Source organism: Thalassolituus oleivorans MIL-1 (assembly GCF_000355675.1).
In the GTDB taxonomy this organism is placed as follows: Bacteria; Pseudomonadota; Gammaproteobacteria; order Pseudomonadales; family Oceanobacteraceae; genus Thalassolituus; species Thalassolituus oleivorans.
On the sequence record NC_020888.1, the window covers coordinates 3577069 to 3596303 of the forward strand.

At 47.2% G+C, this 19235-nt stretch carries 21 protein-coding genes; 10 read left to right on the forward strand and 11 right to left on the reverse strand.

Going from position 1 to position 19235, the window contains the following annotated elements; all coding sequences use genetic code 11:
* The first annotated feature begins 20 nt into the window (after nt 1–20).
* The 5 genes from TOL_RS16410 to TOL_RS16430 all read left to right on the forward strand — a co-directional run bounded on the left by TOL_RS16410 (nt 21) and on the right by TOL_RS16430 (nt 5201).
* On the forward strand, nt 21–686 hold the full coding sequence (locus TOL_RS16410; RefSeq protein ID WP_015488490.1) for a hypothetical protein: 666 nt from the start codon (nt 21–23) through the stop codon (nt 684–686).
* Nucleotides 683–2056, forward strand: a complete 1374-nt coding sequence (locus TOL_RS16415; protein ID WP_025266455.1) for a DEAD/DEAH box helicase — start codon at nt 683–685, stop codon at nt 2054–2056. The genes TOL_RS16410 and TOL_RS16415 overlap by 4 nt, the downstream gene beginning before the upstream one ends.
* A gap of 141 nt (nt 2057–2197) precedes the next feature.
* Entirely contained in the window at nt 2198–3067 is an 870-nt protein-coding gene (locus TOL_RS16420; protein ID WP_015488492.1) for a DMT family transporter, read from the forward strand.
* Between the two features lie 163 nt (nt 3068–3230).
* Nucleotides 3231–4406, forward strand: a complete 1176-nt coding sequence (locus TOL_RS16425) for an MATE family efflux transporter (RefSeq protein WP_015488493.1) — start codon at nt 3231–3233, stop codon at nt 4404–4406.
* Between the two features lie 153 nt (nt 4407–4559).
* Entirely contained in the window at nt 4560–5201 is a 642-nt protein-coding gene (locus tag TOL_RS16430; RefSeq protein WP_051482493.1) for a hypothetical protein, read from the forward strand.
* A 64-nt stretch (nt 5202–5265) separates the two neighbouring features.
* On the opposite strand, the gene TOL_RS16435 is transcribed toward TOL_RS16430, so the two are convergent.
* Complete coding sequence (locus TOL_RS16435) at nt 5266–6153, reverse strand: LysR family transcriptional regulator (RefSeq protein ID WP_015488495.1); 888 nt, start codon at nt 6151–6153, stop codon at nt 5266–5268.
* Nucleotides 6154–6297: 144 nt separating this feature from the next.
* On the opposite strand from TOL_RS16435, the gene TOL_RS16440 reads away from it, so the two are divergent.
* Both TOL_RS16440 and TOL_RS16445 read left to right on the forward strand, forming a co-directional pair.
* Nucleotides 6298–6858: a cytochrome b gene (locus TOL_RS16440; protein ID WP_015488496.1), complete on the forward strand. Its 561-nt coding sequence runs from the start codon at nt 6298–6300 to the stop codon at nt 6856–6858.
* 43 nt (nt 6859–6901) lie between these two features.
* Entirely contained in the window at nt 6902–7477 is a 576-nt protein-coding gene (locus tag TOL_RS16445; protein WP_015488497.1) for a YceI family protein, read from the forward strand.
* A gap of 63 nt (nt 7478–7540) precedes the next feature.
* Here the strand turns inward: TOL_RS16445 and TOL_RS16450 are convergent, their stop codons facing one another.
* A complete protein-coding gene (locus tag TOL_RS16450; protein ID WP_015488498.1) occupies nt 7541–8257 on the reverse strand; it encodes an anti-sigma factor in 717 nt (238 codons plus the stop codon).
* Nucleotides 8254–8805 (reverse strand): RNA polymerase sigma factor, encoded by a 552-nt coding sequence (locus TOL_RS16455; RefSeq protein ID WP_015488499.1) that lies wholly within the window; start codon nt 8803–8805, stop codon nt 8254–8256. Before TOL_RS16455 ends, TOL_RS16450 begins: the two co-directional genes overlap by 4 nt.
* Before the next feature lie 186 nt (nt 8806–8991).
* Here TOL_RS16455 and TOL_RS16460 point away from each other — a divergent pair, with 186 nt between their 5' ends.
* Nucleotides 8992–9315, forward strand: coding sequence for a TraR/DksA family transcriptional regulator (locus tag TOL_RS16460; protein WP_015488500.1), 324 nt, complete (start codon nt 8992–8994; stop codon nt 9313–9315).
* On the opposite strand, the gene TOL_RS16465 is transcribed toward TOL_RS16460, so the two are convergent.
* Genes TOL_RS16465 through TOL_RS16500 form a run of 8 tightly spaced genes read right to left on the reverse strand, consistent with a single transcriptional unit; the run spans nt 9312 to nt 14170 of the window.
* Nucleotides 9312–9746, reverse strand: a complete 435-nt coding sequence (locus tag TOL_RS16465) for an OsmC family protein (RefSeq protein WP_015488501.1) — start codon at nt 9744–9746, stop codon at nt 9312–9314. The two genes, TOL_RS16460 and TOL_RS16465, sit on opposite strands and share 4 nt — an antisense overlap.
* 4 nt (nt 9747–9750) lie before the next feature.
* Nucleotides 9751–10299 (reverse strand): Tll0287-like domain-containing protein, encoded by a 549-nt coding sequence (locus tag TOL_RS16470; protein WP_015488502.1) that lies wholly within the window; start codon nt 10297–10299, stop codon nt 9751–9753.
* A gap of 21 nt (nt 10300–10320) precedes the next feature.
* On the reverse strand, nt 10321–10701 hold the full coding sequence (locus tag TOL_RS16475) for a rhodanese-like domain-containing protein (RefSeq protein ID WP_015488503.1): 381 nt from the start codon (nt 10699–10701) through the stop codon (nt 10321–10323).
* Nucleotides 10702–10725: 24 nt separating this feature from the next.
* On the reverse strand, nt 10726–11082 hold the full coding sequence (locus TOL_RS16480; RefSeq protein ID WP_015488504.1) for a cyd operon YbgE family protein: 357 nt from the start codon (nt 11080–11082) through the stop codon (nt 10726–10728).
* A complete protein-coding gene (cydX, locus tag TOL_RS18845) occupies nt 11069–11185 on the reverse strand; it encodes a cytochrome bd-I oxidase subunit CydX (RefSeq protein WP_015488505.1) in 117 nt (38 codons plus the stop codon). Before cydX ends, TOL_RS16480 begins: the two co-directional genes overlap by 14 nt.
* 32 nt (nt 11186–11217) lie before the next feature.
* Nucleotides 11218–12351, reverse strand: coding sequence for a cytochrome d ubiquinol oxidase subunit II (gene cydB, locus TOL_RS16490; protein WP_015488506.1), 1134 nt, complete (start codon nt 12349–12351; stop codon nt 11218–11220).
* A gap of 11 nt (nt 12352–12362) precedes the next feature.
* The gene (locus tag TOL_RS16495; RefSeq protein ID WP_015488507.1) at nt 12363–13943 is read right to left on the reverse strand and encodes a cytochrome ubiquinol oxidase subunit I; all 1581 of its coding nucleotides are present in this window, start codon (nt 13941–13943) and stop codon (nt 12363–12365) included.
* Nucleotides 13940–14170: a hypothetical protein gene (locus tag TOL_RS16500; protein WP_015488508.1), complete on the reverse strand. Its 231-nt coding sequence runs from the start codon at nt 14168–14170 to the stop codon at nt 13940–13942. The genes TOL_RS16495 and TOL_RS16500 overlap by 4 nt, the downstream gene beginning before the upstream one ends.
* A 379-nt stretch (nt 14171–14549) precedes the next feature.
* On the opposite strand from TOL_RS16500, the gene TOL_RS16505 reads away from it, so the two are divergent.
* Both TOL_RS16505 and TOL_RS16510 read left to right on the forward strand, forming a co-directional pair.
* On the forward strand, nt 14550–18260 hold the full coding sequence (locus tag TOL_RS16505) for a DUF1631 family protein (protein WP_015488509.1): 3711 nt from the start codon (nt 14550–14552) through the stop codon (nt 18258–18260).
* 13 nt (nt 18261–18273) lie between these two features.
* On the forward strand, nt 18274–19230 hold the full coding sequence (locus tag TOL_RS16510) for a TRAP transporter TatT component family protein (RefSeq protein WP_144055395.1): 957 nt from the start codon (nt 18274–18276) through the stop codon (nt 19228–19230).
* The last annotated feature ends 5 nt before the right edge of the window (nt 19231–19235 follow it).

Below are 19235 nucleotides of genomic sequence, written 5' to 3' on the forward strand. Positions count from 1 at the left end.
CGCTCTCCTAAAGAGCAGTAATGTTTAATTTTGCGGCTTATATAACCACGGATTATAATCCGTATTTTTTAGGGCGTAAGAGAGTGAAATATTCCTCTGTGACCATCGATGAAGTTCTTTACCACATTCTCATGGAAGAGGAAGTTGGCTGTTTCACCATCATGGAGCTGCGTGATCGATATCTGAAGCGCGTTAATCCAAATGGAGTTTCGCTGCCCGATCTTAGAATGTATCTCTATGATCAGATTCGAAAAATGATCAATTGTGGATGGGTAGAACATCACTCCGAAAGAAAAGCTCGTGGCCAACGCTTCGTCGTCTTGCAACAGCCCGCTGGGATATCACCAAAACCGACTCAGCCCGGTAAAGGGATGCAAGTACGTGAAACTCTCGCAAAGCCGCAGCAACAAGCGATAGATATGCATCCAGACATCAGCAAATACGAAAAGCCAGTGGAGAAAAAGAGCGCCACTGAAGTACTGCAACAAATGCTCAAAGAGACCAGGCTGGACTTGCTCACGTCCTACGGTGAAACAGAGCGATACGCCCAAATGATTCAAGACCTACCAGAACTGAAAACCACCTTAGAGTCAGACTTAGTGGCGTCCCGAGACAACAGCTCTCGTCTACTCGGGCACATCAACGCTCTTGAATCAGCCTTGCAGAAAATTGGGACCATGGGATGACACTTCGGCGCTGGCAGTCAGAGTGCATTGGTCAGGCACTTAGGCATTACCGCAATCAGCAACATTTTTTCTGTCAGGCAACGCCCGCCGCGGGGAAGACACGCATGGCAGCAGAACTGGCCAAGCTTCTGTTTGCTGAAGGAAAAATTGATGCTGTTATCTGTTTTGCTCCCGCCTGTCAGATCGTTGATGGATTTCGCCGTACCTTTACGAAGGTACTAGGCAGAGCATTTGACGGCCGCATGAATGCAGCAGGGACGGCAATCACCTATCAATCCATCGAACATCAGGAGGAATCATTCTGGCGGCTGTTTGAGGAGCTGAGAGTATTCACGGTGTTCGATGAAATACACCACTGCTCAGGAGGTGATGAAGTCCAGAGCCCAAATATATGGGGTCAAAGAATCATTCAACGGATACAGGATTCGGCCACTTACACCTTGGCGATGTCCGGCACTCCTTGGCGTTCAGACGAACGGTCTATCGCCTTGGCTCGCTATTCAACTCCCGAGGGACGACTGGTCGTCGATTATCAGTATTCCTTGAAAGATGCCATCCAGGAGGGAGTCTGCAGGGCGCCGCGCGTTACGTTAGTGGATAACTCTGAGATCACATTGAAAAGAATCGATAACATCGTCGATAACTACGATGGATTCAGCTCTCTACTGAACAGCTCTAAAGCGACATTTGAAAGTCTGGTTACTCATGTTGGAATCAACCGGCAGTTACTTTTATTGGCACAGAAGCGTTTGAACGAAATACGGATATCGATGCCGGATGCTGCGGCCCTAGTCGTAGCATCGAATATTGACCACGCCTATAAAGTCTCAGAGCTGCTTCAGCAAATGGATGAACAGGTTGTCGTGGTTACCACTCATCGAAATGATGCCAATCAGGTGATTGATGACTTTAGATCAGGCCTGTCTCGCTGGATTGTCGCAGTGGGAATGGTGTCAGAAGGTACAGATATTCCTCGATTACAGGTCTGTTGTTATCTGAGTCGTATTCGAACAGAAATGTACTTCCGTCAGGTGCTGGGCAGAGTGCTGCGCCAGCGCAGCAAAACGGATAATCAGGCCTGGATGTATATGCTGGCCGAACCTGAACTGTCAGCCAGTGCCGAGCGACTGATGGATGACTTGCCGGAGCACTTGGCGGTGTGTGAGCACCTGGTTCGTGTAGAGGTGGTCGACGAAGCCTGGAGAGCAGAAGATGGATTCCATACCTCTCAATCGCCGGGTTTTGATTTTACCAGCCTGAAACCATCAGCGAGAACTAAGGAGCCAGGAGGTGCGGCTTCCCCTGCCGAGCAGCTTGGGCAGATGATCTTATTAGGCGCCTTTCGCGAGAAGTTACTAGCTTTTTTCTGAAGCGCTTGGTCTCTGAGGTTGTTTAGCATCCGAGCACGTGAAATTGCTGATGGACTCTCCTTCGGCCTGGCCAATCCAATAGCAAGTCACATGAGGGACATTTAACATTCACCGACACCAAACCTTAGTCCCAAGGAATCCATGTTCGACCGTCCAAGATCCAGTGTTCAATATATGCTACTTTCAGCGCTCGGTTTTGCGCTAATGGCCGCGTGCGTTAAAGGGGCCGCAAATAGCGGCATTCCCGTGCTAGAGATTGTTGCCGCCCGAGCGATCGTTTCCATACTCCTAAGCTACCTAGACATAAAACGTAAACGACTGTCTGTATGGGGTAACAATAAACCGTTGCTTGTTGCACGCGGTTCCATCGGGGCCCTGGCGCTCATATGCGTGTTTTACGCAGTCTCCACTTTACCGCTAGCTCAAGCTACTGTGCTGCAGTACACATATCCTGCGTTTACGGCGCTAATCGCCTTGTGGTTTCTAAGAGAGAGCGTCCAATTCTCAACCATGATTTGCATTGGTATGAGTATCGCGGGCGTCATCGTGATGATGCAGCCCAACTTTCATGAAGGAGTGCTCGCCAGTACATCCATGCTCAGCATAACTGCAGCCTTGGTTGGCGCTTTAGGTAGCGCAGTAGCCTATGTCATGGTGCGCCATCTGAGTCAAACGGAAGACTCCAGCGTCATCATCTTTTACTTCCCTTTAGTTGCCTTTCCAATTGCCTCCGCAGCCCTCCTGTCAGCCGACATATTTGTCTCGCCCAATATCGAACAGCTAGGGCTGCTATTGTTGGTTGGTATTTTTACTCAAGTTGGCCAAATAGGGCTTACGAAAGCAATGGCCATGGCGAAGGCTGGAAAAGTTGCAGCTTATGCTTACGTTCAGGTTATTTTTTCTGTGATACTAGGGTGGCTATTCTTCACTGAGATTCCCAGTTTTTGGGCTGCAGTTGGAGGCTTGATCATTATGTCAGGGGCTCTGATCAATACCTTCTACAAGCGTTAGAGATCTTAAGAAATTTGACAAATGCTCTCCCTGGAACGGCTTTTTTGTCAACATTCTGAAGTTCTATCAGTGTCAAAGAAGCACGTTAGACAAATGCCCTAGAAAGCCGTGTTTATGGCATTTATAGCTAATTTGTCAAAAAAACAAACCTGAGTGTGCGTGCATGGGAACAACGGCGTTAACCGCACAAGCCTATGGTCGAGATACGAGAACTCAAGCAGTAAACGGGATTTTCAGTGTGCTCAAAAATGCACTCTGGCTCGCATTCCCTCTGGCGCTATTAATCACCGTTATTGCTCAATTCATGATTCCTTGGTTATTGCCGCTATTTGGCGATGCACAACAATCGTACAACTCACCACTGCAAACACACGCCCAACAATACATTGAAATCCGCTTACTTAGCGTACCCGCGGTATTACTGCAGTACACCTTAGTTGGCTGGTTTATTGGCCTCGGGAAAACTCGTATTCCACTACTTATGCTAACCAGTGCCAACGTAGTGAATGCGCTACTCGACTACTTCTTTGTTTATCACCTCAATATGACCAGCGATGGCGTCGCATGGGGTAGCGTGATTGGTGATTACAGCGCCAGTATCATTGGCGCAATCTGTGTTTGGCATTACTATCAGAATAGTAATAAGAATAATTCCCTGTCGCTCAGCTCCCCTGTCTTCTGGCTAAAACGTCCTCACTGGCGAGTGATTGCTCCCTTTATACACATTAATCATCAACTATTTATCCGTACTCTTTGCTTACTCAGTGTGTTCGCTTTTTTTACCGCCCAAGGAGCCCGACAAGGAGAAGAAATTCTCGCCGTGAATGCGGTGTTTATCACCTTGTTACTCCTCATTTCCAATGCTCTCGATGGCTTTGCCCATGCTACAGAAAGCTTAGTTGGACAAGCCCTAGGCCGTGCTCGCGCAGACTTAGTAAAACGCATTTTATGGTTGTCCGGCACGAATATGATGACGATGGCTGCTTTGCTGTCGATTGGCTTTTTCAGTTTTGGCCCAACGCTATTAACCGCTCTCACCAACAACCCCGACCTAGTTCCGCGTTTAGAGGCGTATCAAGATTTCTTATTTCTATTGCCCTTGGTCGGTGTTGCCAGTTATTGGCTCGATGGTATTTTTATTGGCGCCGCACAAACAGCATTGATGCGTAACGCCATGCTAGCCGCAGCATTGCTGGTGTTCTTACCTTTATGGTGGCTTCTATTACCCTTATCTAATTACGGGTTATGGCTCGCTTTTTACGGCTTTTTAGCCGCTCGCGCTCTGTTTATGCTGCACGGTTTTTTGACACTCTGGCGGCACCCGAAAAAATTTATGTAAATCACCTAGCGTAGGCGTCAATCTTTACTATACTTTTTTCCAAGAGGCAGAAACTGACTTGTAAACATTTGATTTTATTAGATTTTTACACCGTCAGTTGTCAGTCACTAGAATTCAATGTCGTAATGATTAGCCACCGAAGAGGGTCGAATTGTGACCATGGAACGTATCGAAGTACTGATTCACAACGCCATAGCCGAAGAAAAAACCAGCCATCATTTACAACAAGTATTAGGTCAACGATTGGATCAGGTAGCGCGTGTTGTACAGCTACCGGAAAATGATGCGGCACAGCGTTTATGTGAATTTGTCGTGCGCTATATCAGTAACGTACCGGCCATGCTGACCGACCTACGTGATGCCGCTCAGCTAACGGGATTGAGCCATGCCGTTGAACCTGTGATTCGTATTGCCGCAGAGTTTTTCACAACACCACCGCAAGCAATCAATAGTGAAGTCGGTTTAGCTGCGCTAATGGATGAAGCCTACTTAGCTCATCGCTTATTAGAAGAAGTAAACGAAGCCTGTATTCATCGCATTGGCCAGCCTTTAATTCCTTTAGATATGGCGCTATCCAACGTGATTATTCATACCTTGATTGGCGAGCCATTTGCTAACGACTTAGATGAGCTCGTAGAAGCGGCTGTCGAGCGACTGTTAGAACAACCACAAGCCTATGAAAATCCAACCTTCGATTCCTTTATGAAACGCTTAGGCAGCAGTAATTTATTTCAAATTGGCCAGCGCTGGTCTTGCTTATCAAGCCAAATGGGATTTGCCAGCCCACTGCTGTAATTCGTTTTACTTTGAGCCTTCATGCAGTAGTCATATTGAAGGCTCAAAACCCTAATATTACTCTCTAAACCGCAGGTAAATGCGCTATCAGGAAATCCTGCAAAGCTCGAATACGTGTGCTTTGACGTAAGTCCTTATGATATACGAACCACATATCAGCCGAGCCTGTGCGCAAACCAAAATCAACTACCTGCAATCCATCTTCTGAGCCTAGTGGCTTACGCACCATGCTTAATGGGCCTATCCCCATACCTTCGCGAATAGCTGACTCTATATCGTTAAAACTATTACTCTGATATGCCACTTGTTGAAAATCCAACCGCTCAAATACCTGATCAATACCCGCGAGACGCATTTTCTCGCCGCTAGGCATGACCCACAAATGACGATTTACGTCTGCCAATGATCGAGGTACACCATAGTTATCGATATAGCTTTGGGCTGCATAATATTGCAACTTTACGGATATTAAACGCTTGGCAATAATGTCTGGCTCACGCGGTTCTTGACCAATACGAATGGCAACATGAATATCTCCACTGGCAAGAGACAAGACATCATCAGTGGCAACAATTTGCACACGAATTTGCGGATATTGCTGCCGAAAACCATGAAGCAGCGGCGCAAAGAAAGCGGAAAAATCCGATACGGTCGAAATACGTAACGTCCCTGAGGGCGAACTTTCAATCGACGACAGCGTATTAAACAGCAACTGCATATCCGCGACGATCGGGCGCATTTTCTCTAGCATCAAATGTCCTGCATCCGTTAACTGATAACCGCGCTGATGGCGAATAAAGAGGCGCAAATTGAGTTGCTGTTCTAAGCGATTAACCGCTCGTAACACCGTTGTATGATTAATACCCAACTGCTTACCCGCTCGGCTCAAACTACCTGATTCTGCAACTTGGTAGGCCACTCTCAAGTCATCCCAGCGATACCCTGAATCCATACTTATCTCCGCATCCAACCAGTTCAGAAGACACATTGTGCATATTTGCACAATAGTTGTCTGTTTTTGTACCTATTTATCACAGGCAGAAAGGTCTAATGTGAGGACTTATAAGCAACTGACCAGCCGCGGAGGCGATTTCGAATGTCAGGCAATTTAAAGAACACCCCGCTTGGTTATGGCTGGATAGCCATCCTACTCCATTGGACTATGGCTCTAGCCATCTTTGCTATGTTTGGATTAGGCCTCTACATGGTTGAACTAACCTATTACGACGCTTGGTACAAAGGCTCCCTCGACCTACATAAGAGTGCCGGTATATTAATCGCATTGCTGTGGCTTACTCGTGTGTGCTGGCGTTTACTGAACCCAACACCAAAACCTTTGTCGGAAAAACCGTTAGAAAATAAAGCGGCCCACATTGCGCACTTAGGTTTATATACCTTGATGGTAGCCTTGTTCATCAGCGGCTATTTAATCTCCACGGCGGATGGCCTAGCCATCAGCGTGTTTGGCTTGTTCGATGTTCCCGCAACACTCACGGGCAATGAGCAAGCGGATTTAGCGGGTGAGATTCACGAATGGCTGGCTTGGTCGCTCATTGCCTTAGCGACGCTGCATGGCTTAGCTGCTTTAAAACATCACTTTATCGACAAAGATAAAACATTGGTGCGCATGGTTAGACCCGAATCAGGCTCAAATTAATTAAAAAACTAACGAAAAGCATTTAACTGCAAGAGGATAAAACATGAAAAAACTACTATTAACGTTGGCATTCAGCGCGGCGACATTAGCGGCTCCATTAACCCAAGCAGCCACTTATACTGTCGATCACCAAGGCGCACATGCTTCGGTCAATTTTAAGATCAAACATCTTGGATACAGCTGGTTGGTCGGCCGTTTCAACACCTTCGAAGGCACGTTTGAATATGATGCAGCTGCGCCAGAAAAATCTGCTATTAATGTGACCATTGATACTACCAGCATTGATTCAAACCATGCCGAGCGCGACAAGCATCTTCGCGGCAGTGATTTTTTAGATACCGGTAAATTCCCACAAGCCTCATTTAAAAGCACTGGCTTTAAAACAACCGGCGAAGGCACTGGTATCATTACCGGCGACTTCACCCTGCATGGCGTCACCAAAAGCATTAGCTTTCCGGTCACTCGCATCGGCGAAGGTAGTGATCCATGGGGCGGATATCGTGCCGGCTTTGAAGGCTCAACCACGCTGACTCTAAAAGACTATGGTATCGACTATAATTTAGGCCCAGCATCAACTCAGGTTGAAATTGATCTGTATATCGAAGGTGTTCGTCAGTAAGACAGCATTGTAGGCACAAAAAAGCCGGCTTAGTGCCGGCTTTTTTGTGCCCTTATAATTGCGTCACAAGGTTGTCAGCGTCGCGGTGTACAGAACCTGCCCCGGCAGGCCGGTGACAGAACCACCCGGTTGCTCCAAGCTAATTGCTAACGCGGCAATCTGTAGATTATCGAAAGCATCGTGACGCGGCACATCGAGCACCCCAGATTCAGGAACAACACCCAATGAGATAGGCGCACGTCCGTCTGCCGCCACTATCCATAACTCATAGTCATGATCGGCACTTTGCTCAACCGCTGCAGTCGCTTGCACATGCAGCACATCATCACTTAATTCCAGCAACCATAACGGCTGCTGTTGAGCATTTTGGATAATCGCAATCTGCTGTGCTAAAGGTACGGCACCCTGCTTGCCAGGCATCACCAAAAGCACCGCGAGCACTAGCATAGCAGCCGTTGATAACGCCGCTAACCAACCCCAGTTGGTATTTGCTGCGGCTTCTTCTGCCGCATGCTCAATAGCATCTTCCGTATCATTTGCTGCTTCAGGCAAATGCCCAAGGCGTAATTGTATTTTACGCAGCAATTGTGGTGACGGAACGGCATCTAATAACCTCTCGGTCATTGGTGCTAAGGTGCGCTCCCAGTAATAAACGCGTTCACGAATTTCAGCGTGCTCTCGCATCAAGCGTTGAAAGCGTGATCTCGCAGCGCCATGTAACGTACCCAGCACATACTCTGCCGCTAGCGCATCCTTCCGTTCTTCAGTCAGGTAGTTCATGATTCCAGACACCTCTTTAGGCGCTGCAAACCTCGACGAATCCAGCTTTTAACCGAACCCAGCGGCGATCCCAGCTGCTCAGTAATCTCACTATGCGTTAGTCCGCGGAAATAGGCCAAGTGAATGGCGTGCTGCTCTCCCTCGTCCAACGTCTGCATACAGGCACCCAACTGCGGTGCATCTTCCTTTAACACTAAATCATCCAATAAATTGGTTTGCTCAGTCTCTGGTAACGACTCGTCACCCTCAAATTCATCCTGCTTATCTTCCCGTAACTTGCGGCTACGCAGCATGTCTAAGCAGCGATATCTGACGATACTGCTCATCCAAGTAAGTACCGAGCCACGCTCTTGGTGATATTCACCAGCGTTGTACCAAATGCGCACATAAGCTTCTTGTACGGCCTCTTCTGCCCTATCAGGCTGACGCAGTAAGTTAAGTGCTACCGCGTACAAACGCCTGTTAGTACGCTCATATAATTTGGCAAAAGCGTCTTCTCGCCCTTGCGCCGTCTCAGTTAAGAGTCGCAATTCAATTTCTAAATCCATGGATGGTGCTCTACCTTTGGTAGGTTTCCGTTACGGGAATACGCGTTTTTTCTACCGGTAATAGATATACGATAGACTGCACTTTTCGGATGCACAAAATATAAGACTAGTTCCACGCAGTGATTCAGATCAAGGTGATAGTTAAGCCCTCAGCTATGCTGAGAGAAGCAATAAAAAGGAGAGAGTATGAATACTGAAGCAATCCGCGACCGTTTAGTGGCACGCCAAAAAGTGTTGCTTGAACGTGCGAATAAGGTCGAGCGCGATGCTAGCCACCGAGATGCCCCCTTGTCCGCAGATTTTGCTGAGCAAGCTACCGAGCGTGAAAATGACGATGTGTTGTTGGCGCTAGGTGATGAGTGGCACCACGAACTACAAGATATTGATCATGCACTCGATAAACTAGAAAACGGTACCTACGGTGAATGCGATACCTGTGGAGAAAGCATCAACCCTGCGCGACTAGAAGCGATTCCAACCGCGCATCAATGCATGATGTGTGCAGATTAGGCGATATTCACGACCACTTCACTCGAGGTCGAATTAGCAATAAAACAATGTTCATGCGCCTTATCGTGCATAGCACGGATAGCCTCAGTGTCCGGAATTTTATCGCCGCTAAACGTAGCTTTGGGATTTAGCGTAATACGACTAACCCAAAATTTACCGTCATCGCGTTGGCTTAATTCAGCCTCTGCAGTGTCGCTATAGCTCTCTACCTTTAAACGTTTTTTAGCAGCCAAAGCTAGAAATGTTTGCATATGACAACTGGCCATCGCCGCCGCCAACATTTGCTCTGGATCGGCACCGTATTCGTTACCTGCGCCACCAGCAGCAATGCTGACATCGGATTGAAATTGAATACTGTGGCGACGTTCAAAGCCTTCGTGCGAGAACTCGCCCTGCGCTTGCCATTCGATTTTAATTACGTGATCAGCCATCAGATTATTCCTGTAAGGTTTTTCGCAAAGTAAAGGCTCCACGAAGATCGCCGACATTGAAGCCAACGGCCTGATCGGCAGGATACAGTTCGTGTATTTTGCTAGCCACTGAGGCTGCCACATTAGAGCCGTGACAAGTGACACACATTTCCGCAGTAGGGATAGCTTTCATATAACGAAATTCGCCGTCAATAACCGTACTGGCTTCAACCATCATAGGGTTTTCACCCGCCTGAATTCGATCATTGAATTCGTTTAGCGTCTGCTTTTCCCAGGCATCGGGAGCATTATCACTATTGCGTATTTTTAATGAGGTACGGCCAACACGCCAATCACCTTGACTTAAACTTCCGGCAATGTCTGGCGCATTCAAATTACATACGGTAATTGCCGCTTCAGGACCATCGTTTTGCAGGCTCGTTTTCAAAACGGCCATTAACGACTGCCCTAGCATTTTACTTTGAGAACGAGCCTCTAATGTTAACGATTCAATATCTCCGGCATGCAGGGATACACCGAAAAAACATAAGTACATAATCACTAACTTGCGCACATGGAACCTCATAGACAAATGCTACTGATAAACACTAGGGTCAACTTCAATTTTATGAACAGTACCTGTCCATCCATCAAAACCGCCAACCAGCATACGTACGTTATCGAATCCCATCTGTTTGAGCGTATGTGCCGCCAAAGCGCTACGACCGCCATTTTTGCAGTACAACAAAATTGTCGCTGAAGTATCAGTTAAAGCGGGATGGTCACCGACGCGAAATTCTAATACGCCACGCGGAACATTAACTGCTGTCGGTAAATGTCCAACATCATATTCCGCCGGTTCACGCACATCTAAAACAATAGCACCAGATGCTAATAAGGCTTCAGCATCATTCGCGGTAATCGGTGAAATCGATGCTTGAGCGGCGGCTAAAAAATCTTCTTTTTTCATCGTCATTACGCAATCTCACTTATCATATATTCAGTTTAAGTAGCCAGAAAACCAGCTGTAGGCTGTCCACATCATAATCGGCCAAGCAATCACAGGGCCTAATGTAAAACGCCATATACGCATTTCAGGAATATAACCAATGCCATGCACAAAACCGGCACTAATGCCCCACATAGCCAAAGATAGCGGACCATGTTTTAAACTCATGGTATCGACAGCCACTAAATGAGGCATAACCAGCAATGCACCAGACAATCCAAGCGCGGTCACTAATGACAGCGCTCTCGCCCAAACGTTATAAAGAGGACCATAAGCGCGGTAATTAATCGGCGTTTTGTGATCGCCATCCGCGCTTACCGCCGCCTCTACTTTTTCACTCTGGGACATCAGCATCACGATCTAAGTTTTCACTCACTTCTAACCACAGCGCATTAATAATGCCGAATGAACAAGCCAACAATACGCCTAAAATCCAAGCGAAATACCACATAAATAATTCCTTAAATTAACAACACCCAAATACTAGTAAGTACTGTATTTATTGCTTTCAATAAAATCGGTAGTTAAACGACCACGCATTTTGTAGTAACCCCATGCGGTGTAACTCAAAATAATAGGGACGAAAAACATAGCCACCCAGAACATAATATTCAGCGTTAATTCACTCGAAACAACATCCCACACGGTCAAGCTTTGAGCGGGGAATGTGCTCGACGGCATAATAAATGGGAACAAGCTAAAACCGGCAGTGCAAATAATTCCGGTTAGAGCAAAAGAGCTAGAAACAAAGGCTAGTGCCCCTCGATTGGCAATTGAAAATAAGGCCGTAAACAATAAACCAATAAACCCCATCGCGGGCGCACTCATCATCCAAGGATAACGACCATAATTTTCCAACCACCCACCCGACTGCAGCATCACTTCTTTTTGCAACGGCGTTACTGCCTTGGTCACATCGTTAATAGCGCTAATGACATAACCATCAAGATTAGCGACCCAAAAACCAGCAACGGCAAATGCTACAGCAACCACAACAGCTAAATACAAAGAGGTTTTCCGCGCACGCTCGTGCAAAGCGCCATCGGTACGCATTTGCAAATAAGTCCCGCCATGCATCGCCAACATCAATAAACTGATGACACCCGTCAACAAGGCAAATGGATTCAATAATGCCCAAAACGATCCGGTGTAGGTGGAGCGCATAAACTCATCCAAACCAAAAGGAACGCCCACCAGTAAATTACCAAATGCGACGCCAAAGACTAAAGCAGGAACGGCTCCACCAACGGTTAAGCCCCAATCCCAAGCTCCACGCCAGCGTGGATCATCAATTTTAGAGCGATATTCAAACCCTACCGGACGAAAAAATAAGGCAAATAGCACCAAAAGTAACGCCCAATAAAAACCTGAAAATGCCGTGGCATATACAATTGGCCATGCCGCAAAAATGGCACCACCAGCCGTAATAAACCACACCTGATTACCATCCCAGTGCGGGCCAATGGTATTCATCATAACGCGGCGTTCATTGTCGGTTTTACCAATAATGCGTAATAAGGCACCCACGCCCATATCAAAGCCATCAGTTACCGCAAAGCCAATCAGCAGAACACCGATCAACACCCACCAAGCGAGTTTTAATGTTTCATAATCCATGGTGAATATCCTTACGCTGGTGCGTGAGTAGTAGTGTGATTATTTGGCTGTTCAAAATGATAGCGACCAGTATGTAAACTCGAAGGTCCTAAACGCGCAAAGCGAATCATTAAGTACATTTCTGCTACGAGCAGCAGTGAGTAGAAACCAATAAATGCGCCAATGCTCATATAAAGATCCGTCACGCTGCGGGTCGATACAGATAAGTGCGTTGGTAATATTTCACCAATGGACCAAGGTTGACGACCAAACTCGGCAACAAACCATCCCATTTCACTAGCAATCCAAGGGGCTGGTAAGCAAACAATGAGAGCACGCAGTAACCACTTTTGCTTTTCGGCGGTATGACGGGCGCTGAAATAAAAGGATAAGCCGATCAAAGTGAGCATCAAGAAACCTAAACCCACCATGATGCGGAAGGTAAAGAACATAGGTGCAACACCTGGGATCGTATCTGCGGCTGCTTGCTTAATTTGTTCTTCTGTCGCATCGACGACATCATTGGTGTATTTCTTCAAAAGCAAGCCATAACCTAAATCATCTTTTACAGCTTCAAATTCCGCTCTGGTGGTCGCCGAAACATCCCCTGCCTTTAATTTCAACAGTAATGCGTAGGCCATTATGCCATTACGAATGCGCTCTTCGTGCTCAACCATCAAGTCTTTAATGCCGGTAATTTCTTCAGTCACTGAGCGAGTGGCAATTAAACCAAGCATGGCAGGAATTTTAATGGCGTAGTCGGTTTCTTGGGTTTCTTGATTTGGTAAACCAATCAAGGTAAACGCGGCTGGGGGCTCCTGGGTTTCCCATTCGGCTTCAATGGCTGCAAGTTTGGTTTTCTGCACATCACCAATTTCGTAACCTGACTCGTCACCTAAAATAATGACCGAAAAAATAGACGCCAAGCCGAAACTTGACGCGATTGCAAATGATCGACGAGCAAAGGGTAAGTCGCGTTTTTTCAGCATGTAAAATGCGGATATTGCCAGTACAAACATAGAACCCGTGACATAACCTGCAGACACGGTATGCACAAATTTAACCTGCGCTACGGGATTAAAAATAACCTCTGAAAAGCTCATCATTTCCATGCGCATGGTTTCATAATTGAATTCTGCACCAACAGGGTTCTGCATCCAGCCATTGGCGATCAAGATCCACAAAGCTGACATATTCGAACCGATAGCCACCAACCAAGTCACCGCTAAATGCTGCACCTTGGTTAACCTATCCCAACCAAAGAAGAATAAACCGATAAATGTCGATTCTAAGAAAAAGGCCATAAGCCCTTCGATTGCCAATGGCGCGCCAAAGATATCGCCAACGTAATGCGAGTAGTAGGCCCAGTTGGTCCCGAACTGAAACTCCATCGTCAAGCCAGTGGTCACCCCAAGCGCAAAGTTAATACCGAATAACTTGCCCCAGAATTTCACCATATCCTGATAAATCTGTTTGCCTGTCATGACATACACAGATTCCATAATCGCCAGAATAAAAGCTAACCCCAGCGTTAATGGAACAAACAGAAAGTGGTATAGCGCGGTTATCGCGAATTGCAGCCGCGACAAATCCACCAAACTTTCACTGATCATGGGTGTTTCTCCTTCATATTAGAATCGGTAGCGGCTGGGCTGACAGGCAATCCCCACTGTTCAGCCATAACCTCATCAACACGGCCTTGCTCAACCGCGTCGGAAAAATACAGAGTATAAATGCCCCAGATAAGGGCTAACTTGATAAGGAGCAACAAAGCTAACTCGCGAATTAGCGCGGAGGACCACATAGAGGCTTTGTTAGAAGACGTTTTAAATATCGACATAGATCAACCTCCGAAACCACGAGCGCCAGTATCTCAAACCGACGCAGGCTGGGTATGCGACATGACGCCGCAGCTAGGTGTGCAACTATTGAAACAGACTGCTATATAACTATAGAAGCATAAAGTTTTCAACTCATCATTTCGCCACACGCGAACATAGCCATTGATACCGCCACTCCCTAGGCGTGCAGCTATCGCAGTGGTATATTCGAAGGTAGCTTACGCTCAGGAATGACAAAAATAAAAAGCTTGGTCACCAATGTGACGAGAGGTTATACAAAACAAGGCAATAGCTCCGAGACACCAAACAATCGTAGCAGCCCCTGAGCAACTCACCACAACCGTTTAGCAGACGGTTAAAGAACCTATGGACAGTACAATGGCCGCGGATTTACGTGAACACCCAAGATTCACCAGCCAGCTAAATGCACTATTAACGCTTAGCGATGGACGCAAGTTCGACTGTATCGTGACGGATTTTTCGCACAGCGGCATGAAACTTAATTGGCAGCACGGCAGCCTGAAAGGCACCGCGGGTGTGCATCAATTACAACTTTCACTGGCAAACCCAGTCAATATTGCTGTGGAGTGGGTATTTCAACGCAATCAAGTCGTTGGCATTAAATTGCACGAGCCCGACGACCAACTCTTCTTGCAGCTACAAGAAGTTAATCAATCCAGTCGTGCCGGCGGCGGTATCACTAACGAACAGCGCGAAACATTTAAAAAGCTATTTGTCAGCGAAGCATCTCGCCTCATCGAAAGATTACCGCGCCAGTGGCTCCCAGAATTTTTAGAAGGCACCTTCGATCAGGCCAATCAAGCTCGCAATACGGCCGAGCAGCAACAATGGCTGAAGCTAGAAAAACAAGTTAAAGCGCAAGGTGACAAATTCTTTCAGCGTTTTTCACAGATTTTAACTCATCAATTAAAACGCTGGATTGATGGTGAAGCTAAAATTTCTGACGAATCAGAAGACTATGAAGGTTCGATTGCATTATCACTGGTACACCAAAGCGATTTTGAAGATTGGTTATTAGCAAAAGTAACCGCATCACATCTGCAATCGCATTTAAACAAAGAAAGCTTCGAGCTTAGACAGCTACTCGATACAATTTCTAGCGCCCCTGTCGAAAACTGCTTTAACCCCATCGGACCAAATACGGTAACCGAAGCCTTTCGCGACAGCGTTGAAACCATTGGCTTACCGCATGAAGCGCGTGAGCTTGCGTTCGATACGTTCGAGCACGCGGCGTTAACCTTACTGACGTCGACTTATCAAAATGTCATTCGCCAAATTAATATCCCACTGACATTCCGCTATCGTAAACCTAAGCAAGATGAACGTCCGCAGGCGGCAACGACGGCAAGTTATGCTCAAACGGAGCAGCCGACTGCAGGCACTGCAAATTTCGTAAAAGAACCACAAGCGCCAACAAACCAGTACAGCGCAGGCAACACCGATAGTGCCAGCAATAAGCCATCAATGGCCGACTTCCAACGTCATCACGAAGAAGCACGCCAAGCCTACGAAAACATTCAACACTTATTATCATTGCGCTATCAACGCTCACAACCAGAAAGCGAAGCTCCGGCCTTACCCGAAGCTGCGCCAGAACAAATTACTGATTTGGTTGCGGTGATGTCGCAAGTTAATGCCTTGCCAGACAGCCACGTACTCGAAGAATTAGAGCACGAACTTGCTCGCCAAGACGTAAGCCTGCCCGAAGATACGCGCCACGCAATTGATACGATTGAACACGTCACTCGAGACTTGCTCGATAATCCGCAAATCGCAGACTTTATTAAACCGTCGATCTCGCAATTGGGCTGGCCGTTACTGCACCTGATGCTGAATGATGCCACCTTATTGTTCAATCAAGATCACCCAGGGCGCTTAGTGCTGAACTTGTTGGCACGCTTAGGACATTTGACCACCACTGGCCAAGGCAAGATTCAGGCGACCTTAGAAGAATTAATCACCCCGCTGACGGACGATATTCAAAATAACCCCCAACAATTGGATGAGTTATTAGAATCATTGCAAACCATGGTTGGCAGTGCTGAACGTAAGGCCCGCAAGAACGCCGAGCGCGTCGCACAAACAGCCGAAGGTGAGTATCGCTTAGCCATGGCGCGTCGTCGTATCGACGCCTTGATTGGTCGTGATATCTCTGGCCGCACTTTGCCCAATTGTGTCGTTGAGTGGCTGCGTGAAGGCTGGCAACAGATGCTGTGCTTACTGCTGCTGCGCGAGGGCCCAGATAGCGTTCGCTTTAAAGGCGCGGTGAAACTCTATCGCCAAACCTTAGTACTATTTAATAGCAACAACACTGGGCGTCGCGAGCTCATGCTCAAGTTCGCCCCCATGATGGATCTCGCCCGCCAAGAGCTAGATCAACTGAACGGTCCACTGCCACGCCATGACACATGGCATAAAGCGATACTAGAAGCCGCAGAAGAGCATCTCAGTCACGGCGAAGTACGAGAAACCGTTGATCTGCCAGAATTCATTGAAGAACAAGAAGATCAGCAGCTACAAGGTAAAGGCGCACGTCGCGCACGAAACCTGCAAATGGGCGATCGCCTGCTCATCATTAGTAACAATCAAACTGTATCAATTGCTTGGATTGCGGCCGATATGTCGCGCTTCGCCTGCGTTAATCATAGTGGTATGAAAATCGTAGATTTCACCTTCAACGAACTTGCGATAGCGCTCGAAGACGGTTCTATTAAGCGCTTATACGAAGCTGAAGAATCAGCGGTTGATCAAAGCGTTGATAGCCTAGTGCAGCAGATCTATAAAGATCTATCCGAACAGGCCAATATTGATGCCCTTACCGGCCTAACAAACCGTCAGCATTTCTTGTATCTACTACAAGAACAACTGCAACAACATCTGCATAGCGGCGTGCCACAGACTTTGTGCATGATTGATATTGATCAGTTTAAGTTGATTAATAAAAACTACGGAGTGGAAGGCGGTGACATATGTCTTCAAGCCATTGCCACACTTATTGAAGATCATGATGGCGACGCCATTTGCGCGCGCATTGGCAGTAATGAATTCGCGGTATTGTTCCCGCGCCATGATATTGAACAGGCAGAAGCCAGCACGCGACTTTTGCGTAAGACGATTGAGCAGTTCGATATACCGACAGGCGAAAGTACCTTCCGCGTTCACGTCAGCATGGGCCTTGCCGAATTAAATGCCGACACGACTGAAGCGGCACTGCTATTTGAACAGGCCGAATCGGCTTGCATGCTAGCCAAAGATCGTGGCGGTAGCCGTATCGTGCGCTACGAATTTGATGATGCTTCGCGCCAACGCCAAGATGCCTTCATGCAGTGGGGCAATAAACTCAACCAAGCCCTCGAAAACGAGCAACTATCCGTGCTGTGCGTTCCTATTAAAGCAATTCAAGAACGCCATAAAGGACATATTCAGTACGAAGTGGTTATCAGCATCGAAGACGAAAATGGCGCTCAAATTCCGCCGCTAGAGTATCTACAAGCTGCAGAAAACTACAACCGCATGTACATGCTAGACCGTTGGATTATTGAGCAGATGGTGCAATGGCTGGCCGATAACCCAGAAACGGCGGCAACGATTCAGCGTTTCGTTCTGCGCCTATCGGGCCACGCGATCAACGATGAAAGTCTGTTAGCTTACATCTTTGAGCAAGCGCGAGAAAAAGACGTACCCGTTAATAAGCTCTGCTTTGAACTGAATGAAACATCAGCCATTAAAGATCTCGACGACGCCGCCGATTTCATGCACGAAATGCGCAGTCTCGGCTGTAAATTCGTGCTTGCCGATTTTGGTACTGGGCAATCATCATTCCGTTATCTCAAAGCCTTGCCCGTTGACTTTGTTAAGATCGACCATAACTTTATTGATGGCCTCAATAGCAGCTCTGCCGACTACGCTTTGATCAAATCGATCCAAGAAATCGCGCAATTTATGGCGAAAAAAACCATCGCCGAATACAGCCCAAATCAATCGGTATGGGAGATTCTGCGTGGTATCGGAATCGACTACAGCATTGCCTCATCTGACGATCACATCGCTTTACAAGATCTGGCTTAACCTTAGGGAATTAATGCCTGATTCGATCAATGACCCGACCTATCCCCAGACACCTAAGCGACAAGTGTCTGGGTTTAGTGAAACCGTCACCCTAACCGGTGTACAATCCGTGCTCCAAATCTCAATAGTGCCTGACATGAAATCGATTTTGACCATAGGGTTGTGCCTATTAATGGCCGCCTGCTCTGTCGGCAGACTGCCGAATAATCTCTCTCGTTCCATGATGAACCAAGATGATCCTGCCGTAGTAGCCGCTGGCGCACCCGCCTACCTACTTTTACTCGACGCCTTGGTTCTGACCTATCCCGATGATGAAGACTTCTTGCTAGCCGCCTCACGTTTGTATGGTGCATATGCCGGTGTATTTGCCCAAGATGAAGAGCAAGCTAAATCAATGGCCGAGAAGGCTATGACCTATGCTCGTCGCGCTCTTTGCGAATACGATGATGACGCTTGTCGCCTCGTGGACGGCCCTGCTGATGCGCTCAATAACGCTTTGTATTCAGACTACGATAGCGACGACATTGCCGTTTTTTATGCCTTCGCGTCCGCTTGGGCGGGTTGGATTCAAGCAAACACCGACGACTGGAATGCCATTGCGCAGTTATCAAAAGTAACTACCTTGATGACTTGGGTCGCAAGCCATGATCCGGCCTATGACAATGCCACAGTACAAGTCTATTTAGGCGTATTAGAAACCCAACTCCCGCCATCATTAGGTGGAAAACCAGAAGCAGGTCGAGCGCACTTTGAACGCGCGATTGAATTAACCGATGGTCACAATTTGATGGCCAAGGTACTGTTTGCGAAACAATACGCTCGTTTGATGTTCGAACAAGAACTGCATGATCGTTTGCTGCAAGAAACTCTCAGTACCGATCCCCATTTTGAAGGCCTAACCTTGATCAATCGTTTAGCACAACGCCAAGCGCATATTTTGCTGGCTGAATCCGCTGATTACTTTGAGTGAGACCA

Coding starts and splice junctions, on each gene's coding strand:
- TOL_RS16450 (WP_015488498.1), bottom strand. CDS start 8,257: ATGAACTACCTGACTGAAGAACGGAAGGATGCGCTAGCGGCAGAGTAT.
- TOL_RS16500 (WP_015488508.1), bottom strand. CDS start 14,170: ATGTCGATATTTAAAACGTCTTCTAACAAAGCCTCTATGTGGTCCTCC.
- TOL_RS16455 (WP_015488499.1), bottom strand. CDS start 8,805: ATGGATTTAGAAATTGAATTGCGACTCTTAACTGAGACGGCGCAAGGG.
- TOL_RS16465 (WP_015488501.1), bottom strand. CDS start 9,746: ATGGCTGATCACGTAATTAAAATCGAATGGCAAGCGCAGGGCGAGTTC.
- TOL_RS16510 (WP_144055395.1), top strand. CDS start 18,274: ATGCCTGATTCGATCAATGACCCGACCTATCCCCAGACACCTAAGCGA.
- TOL_RS16460 (WP_015488500.1), top strand. CDS start 8,992: ATGAATACTGAAGCAATCCGCGACCGTTTAGTGGCACGCCAAAAAGTG.
- TOL_RS16420 (WP_015488492.1), top strand. CDS start 2,198: ATGTTCGACCGTCCAAGATCCAGTGTTCAATATATGCTACTTTCAGCG.
- cydB (WP_015488506.1), bottom strand. CDS start 12,351: ATGGATTATGAAACATTAAAACTCGCTTGGTGGGTGTTGATCGGTGTT.
- TOL_RS16440 (WP_015488496.1), top strand. CDS start 6,298: ATGTCAGGCAATTTAAAGAACACCCCGCTTGGTTATGGCTGGATAGCC.
- TOL_RS16475 (WP_015488503.1), bottom strand. CDS start 10,701: ATGACGATGAAAAAAGAAGATTTTTTAGCCGCCGCTCAAGCATCGATT.
- TOL_RS16410 (WP_015488490.1), top strand. CDS start 21: ATGTTTAATTTTGCGGCTTATATAACCACGGATTATAATCCGTATTTT.
- TOL_RS16415 (WP_025266455.1), top strand. CDS start 683: ATGACACTTCGGCGCTGGCAGTCAGAGTGCATTGGTCAGGCACTTAGG.
- TOL_RS16445 (WP_015488497.1), top strand. CDS start 6,902: ATGAAAAAACTACTATTAACGTTGGCATTCAGCGCGGCGACATTAGCG.
- TOL_RS16425 (WP_015488493.1), top strand. CDS start 3,231: ATGGGAACAACGGCGTTAACCGCACAAGCCTATGGTCGAGATACGAGA.
- TOL_RS16505 (WP_015488509.1), top strand. CDS start 14,550: ATGGCCGCGGATTTACGTGAACACCCAAGATTCACCAGCCAGCTAAAT.
- TOL_RS16480 (WP_015488504.1), bottom strand. CDS start 11,082: ATGTCCCAGAGTGAAAAAGTAGAGGCGGCGGTAAGCGCGGATGGCGAT.
- TOL_RS16435 (WP_015488495.1), bottom strand. CDS start 6,153: ATGGATTCAGGGTATCGCTGGGATGACTTGAGAGTGGCCTACCAAGTT.
- cydX (WP_015488505.1), bottom strand. CDS start 11,185: ATGTGGTATTTCGCTTGGATTTTAGGCGTATTGTTGGCTTGTTCATTC.
- TOL_RS16495 (WP_015488507.1), bottom strand. CDS start 13,943: ATGATCAGTGAAAGTTTGGTGGATTTGTCGCGGCTGCAATTCGCGATA.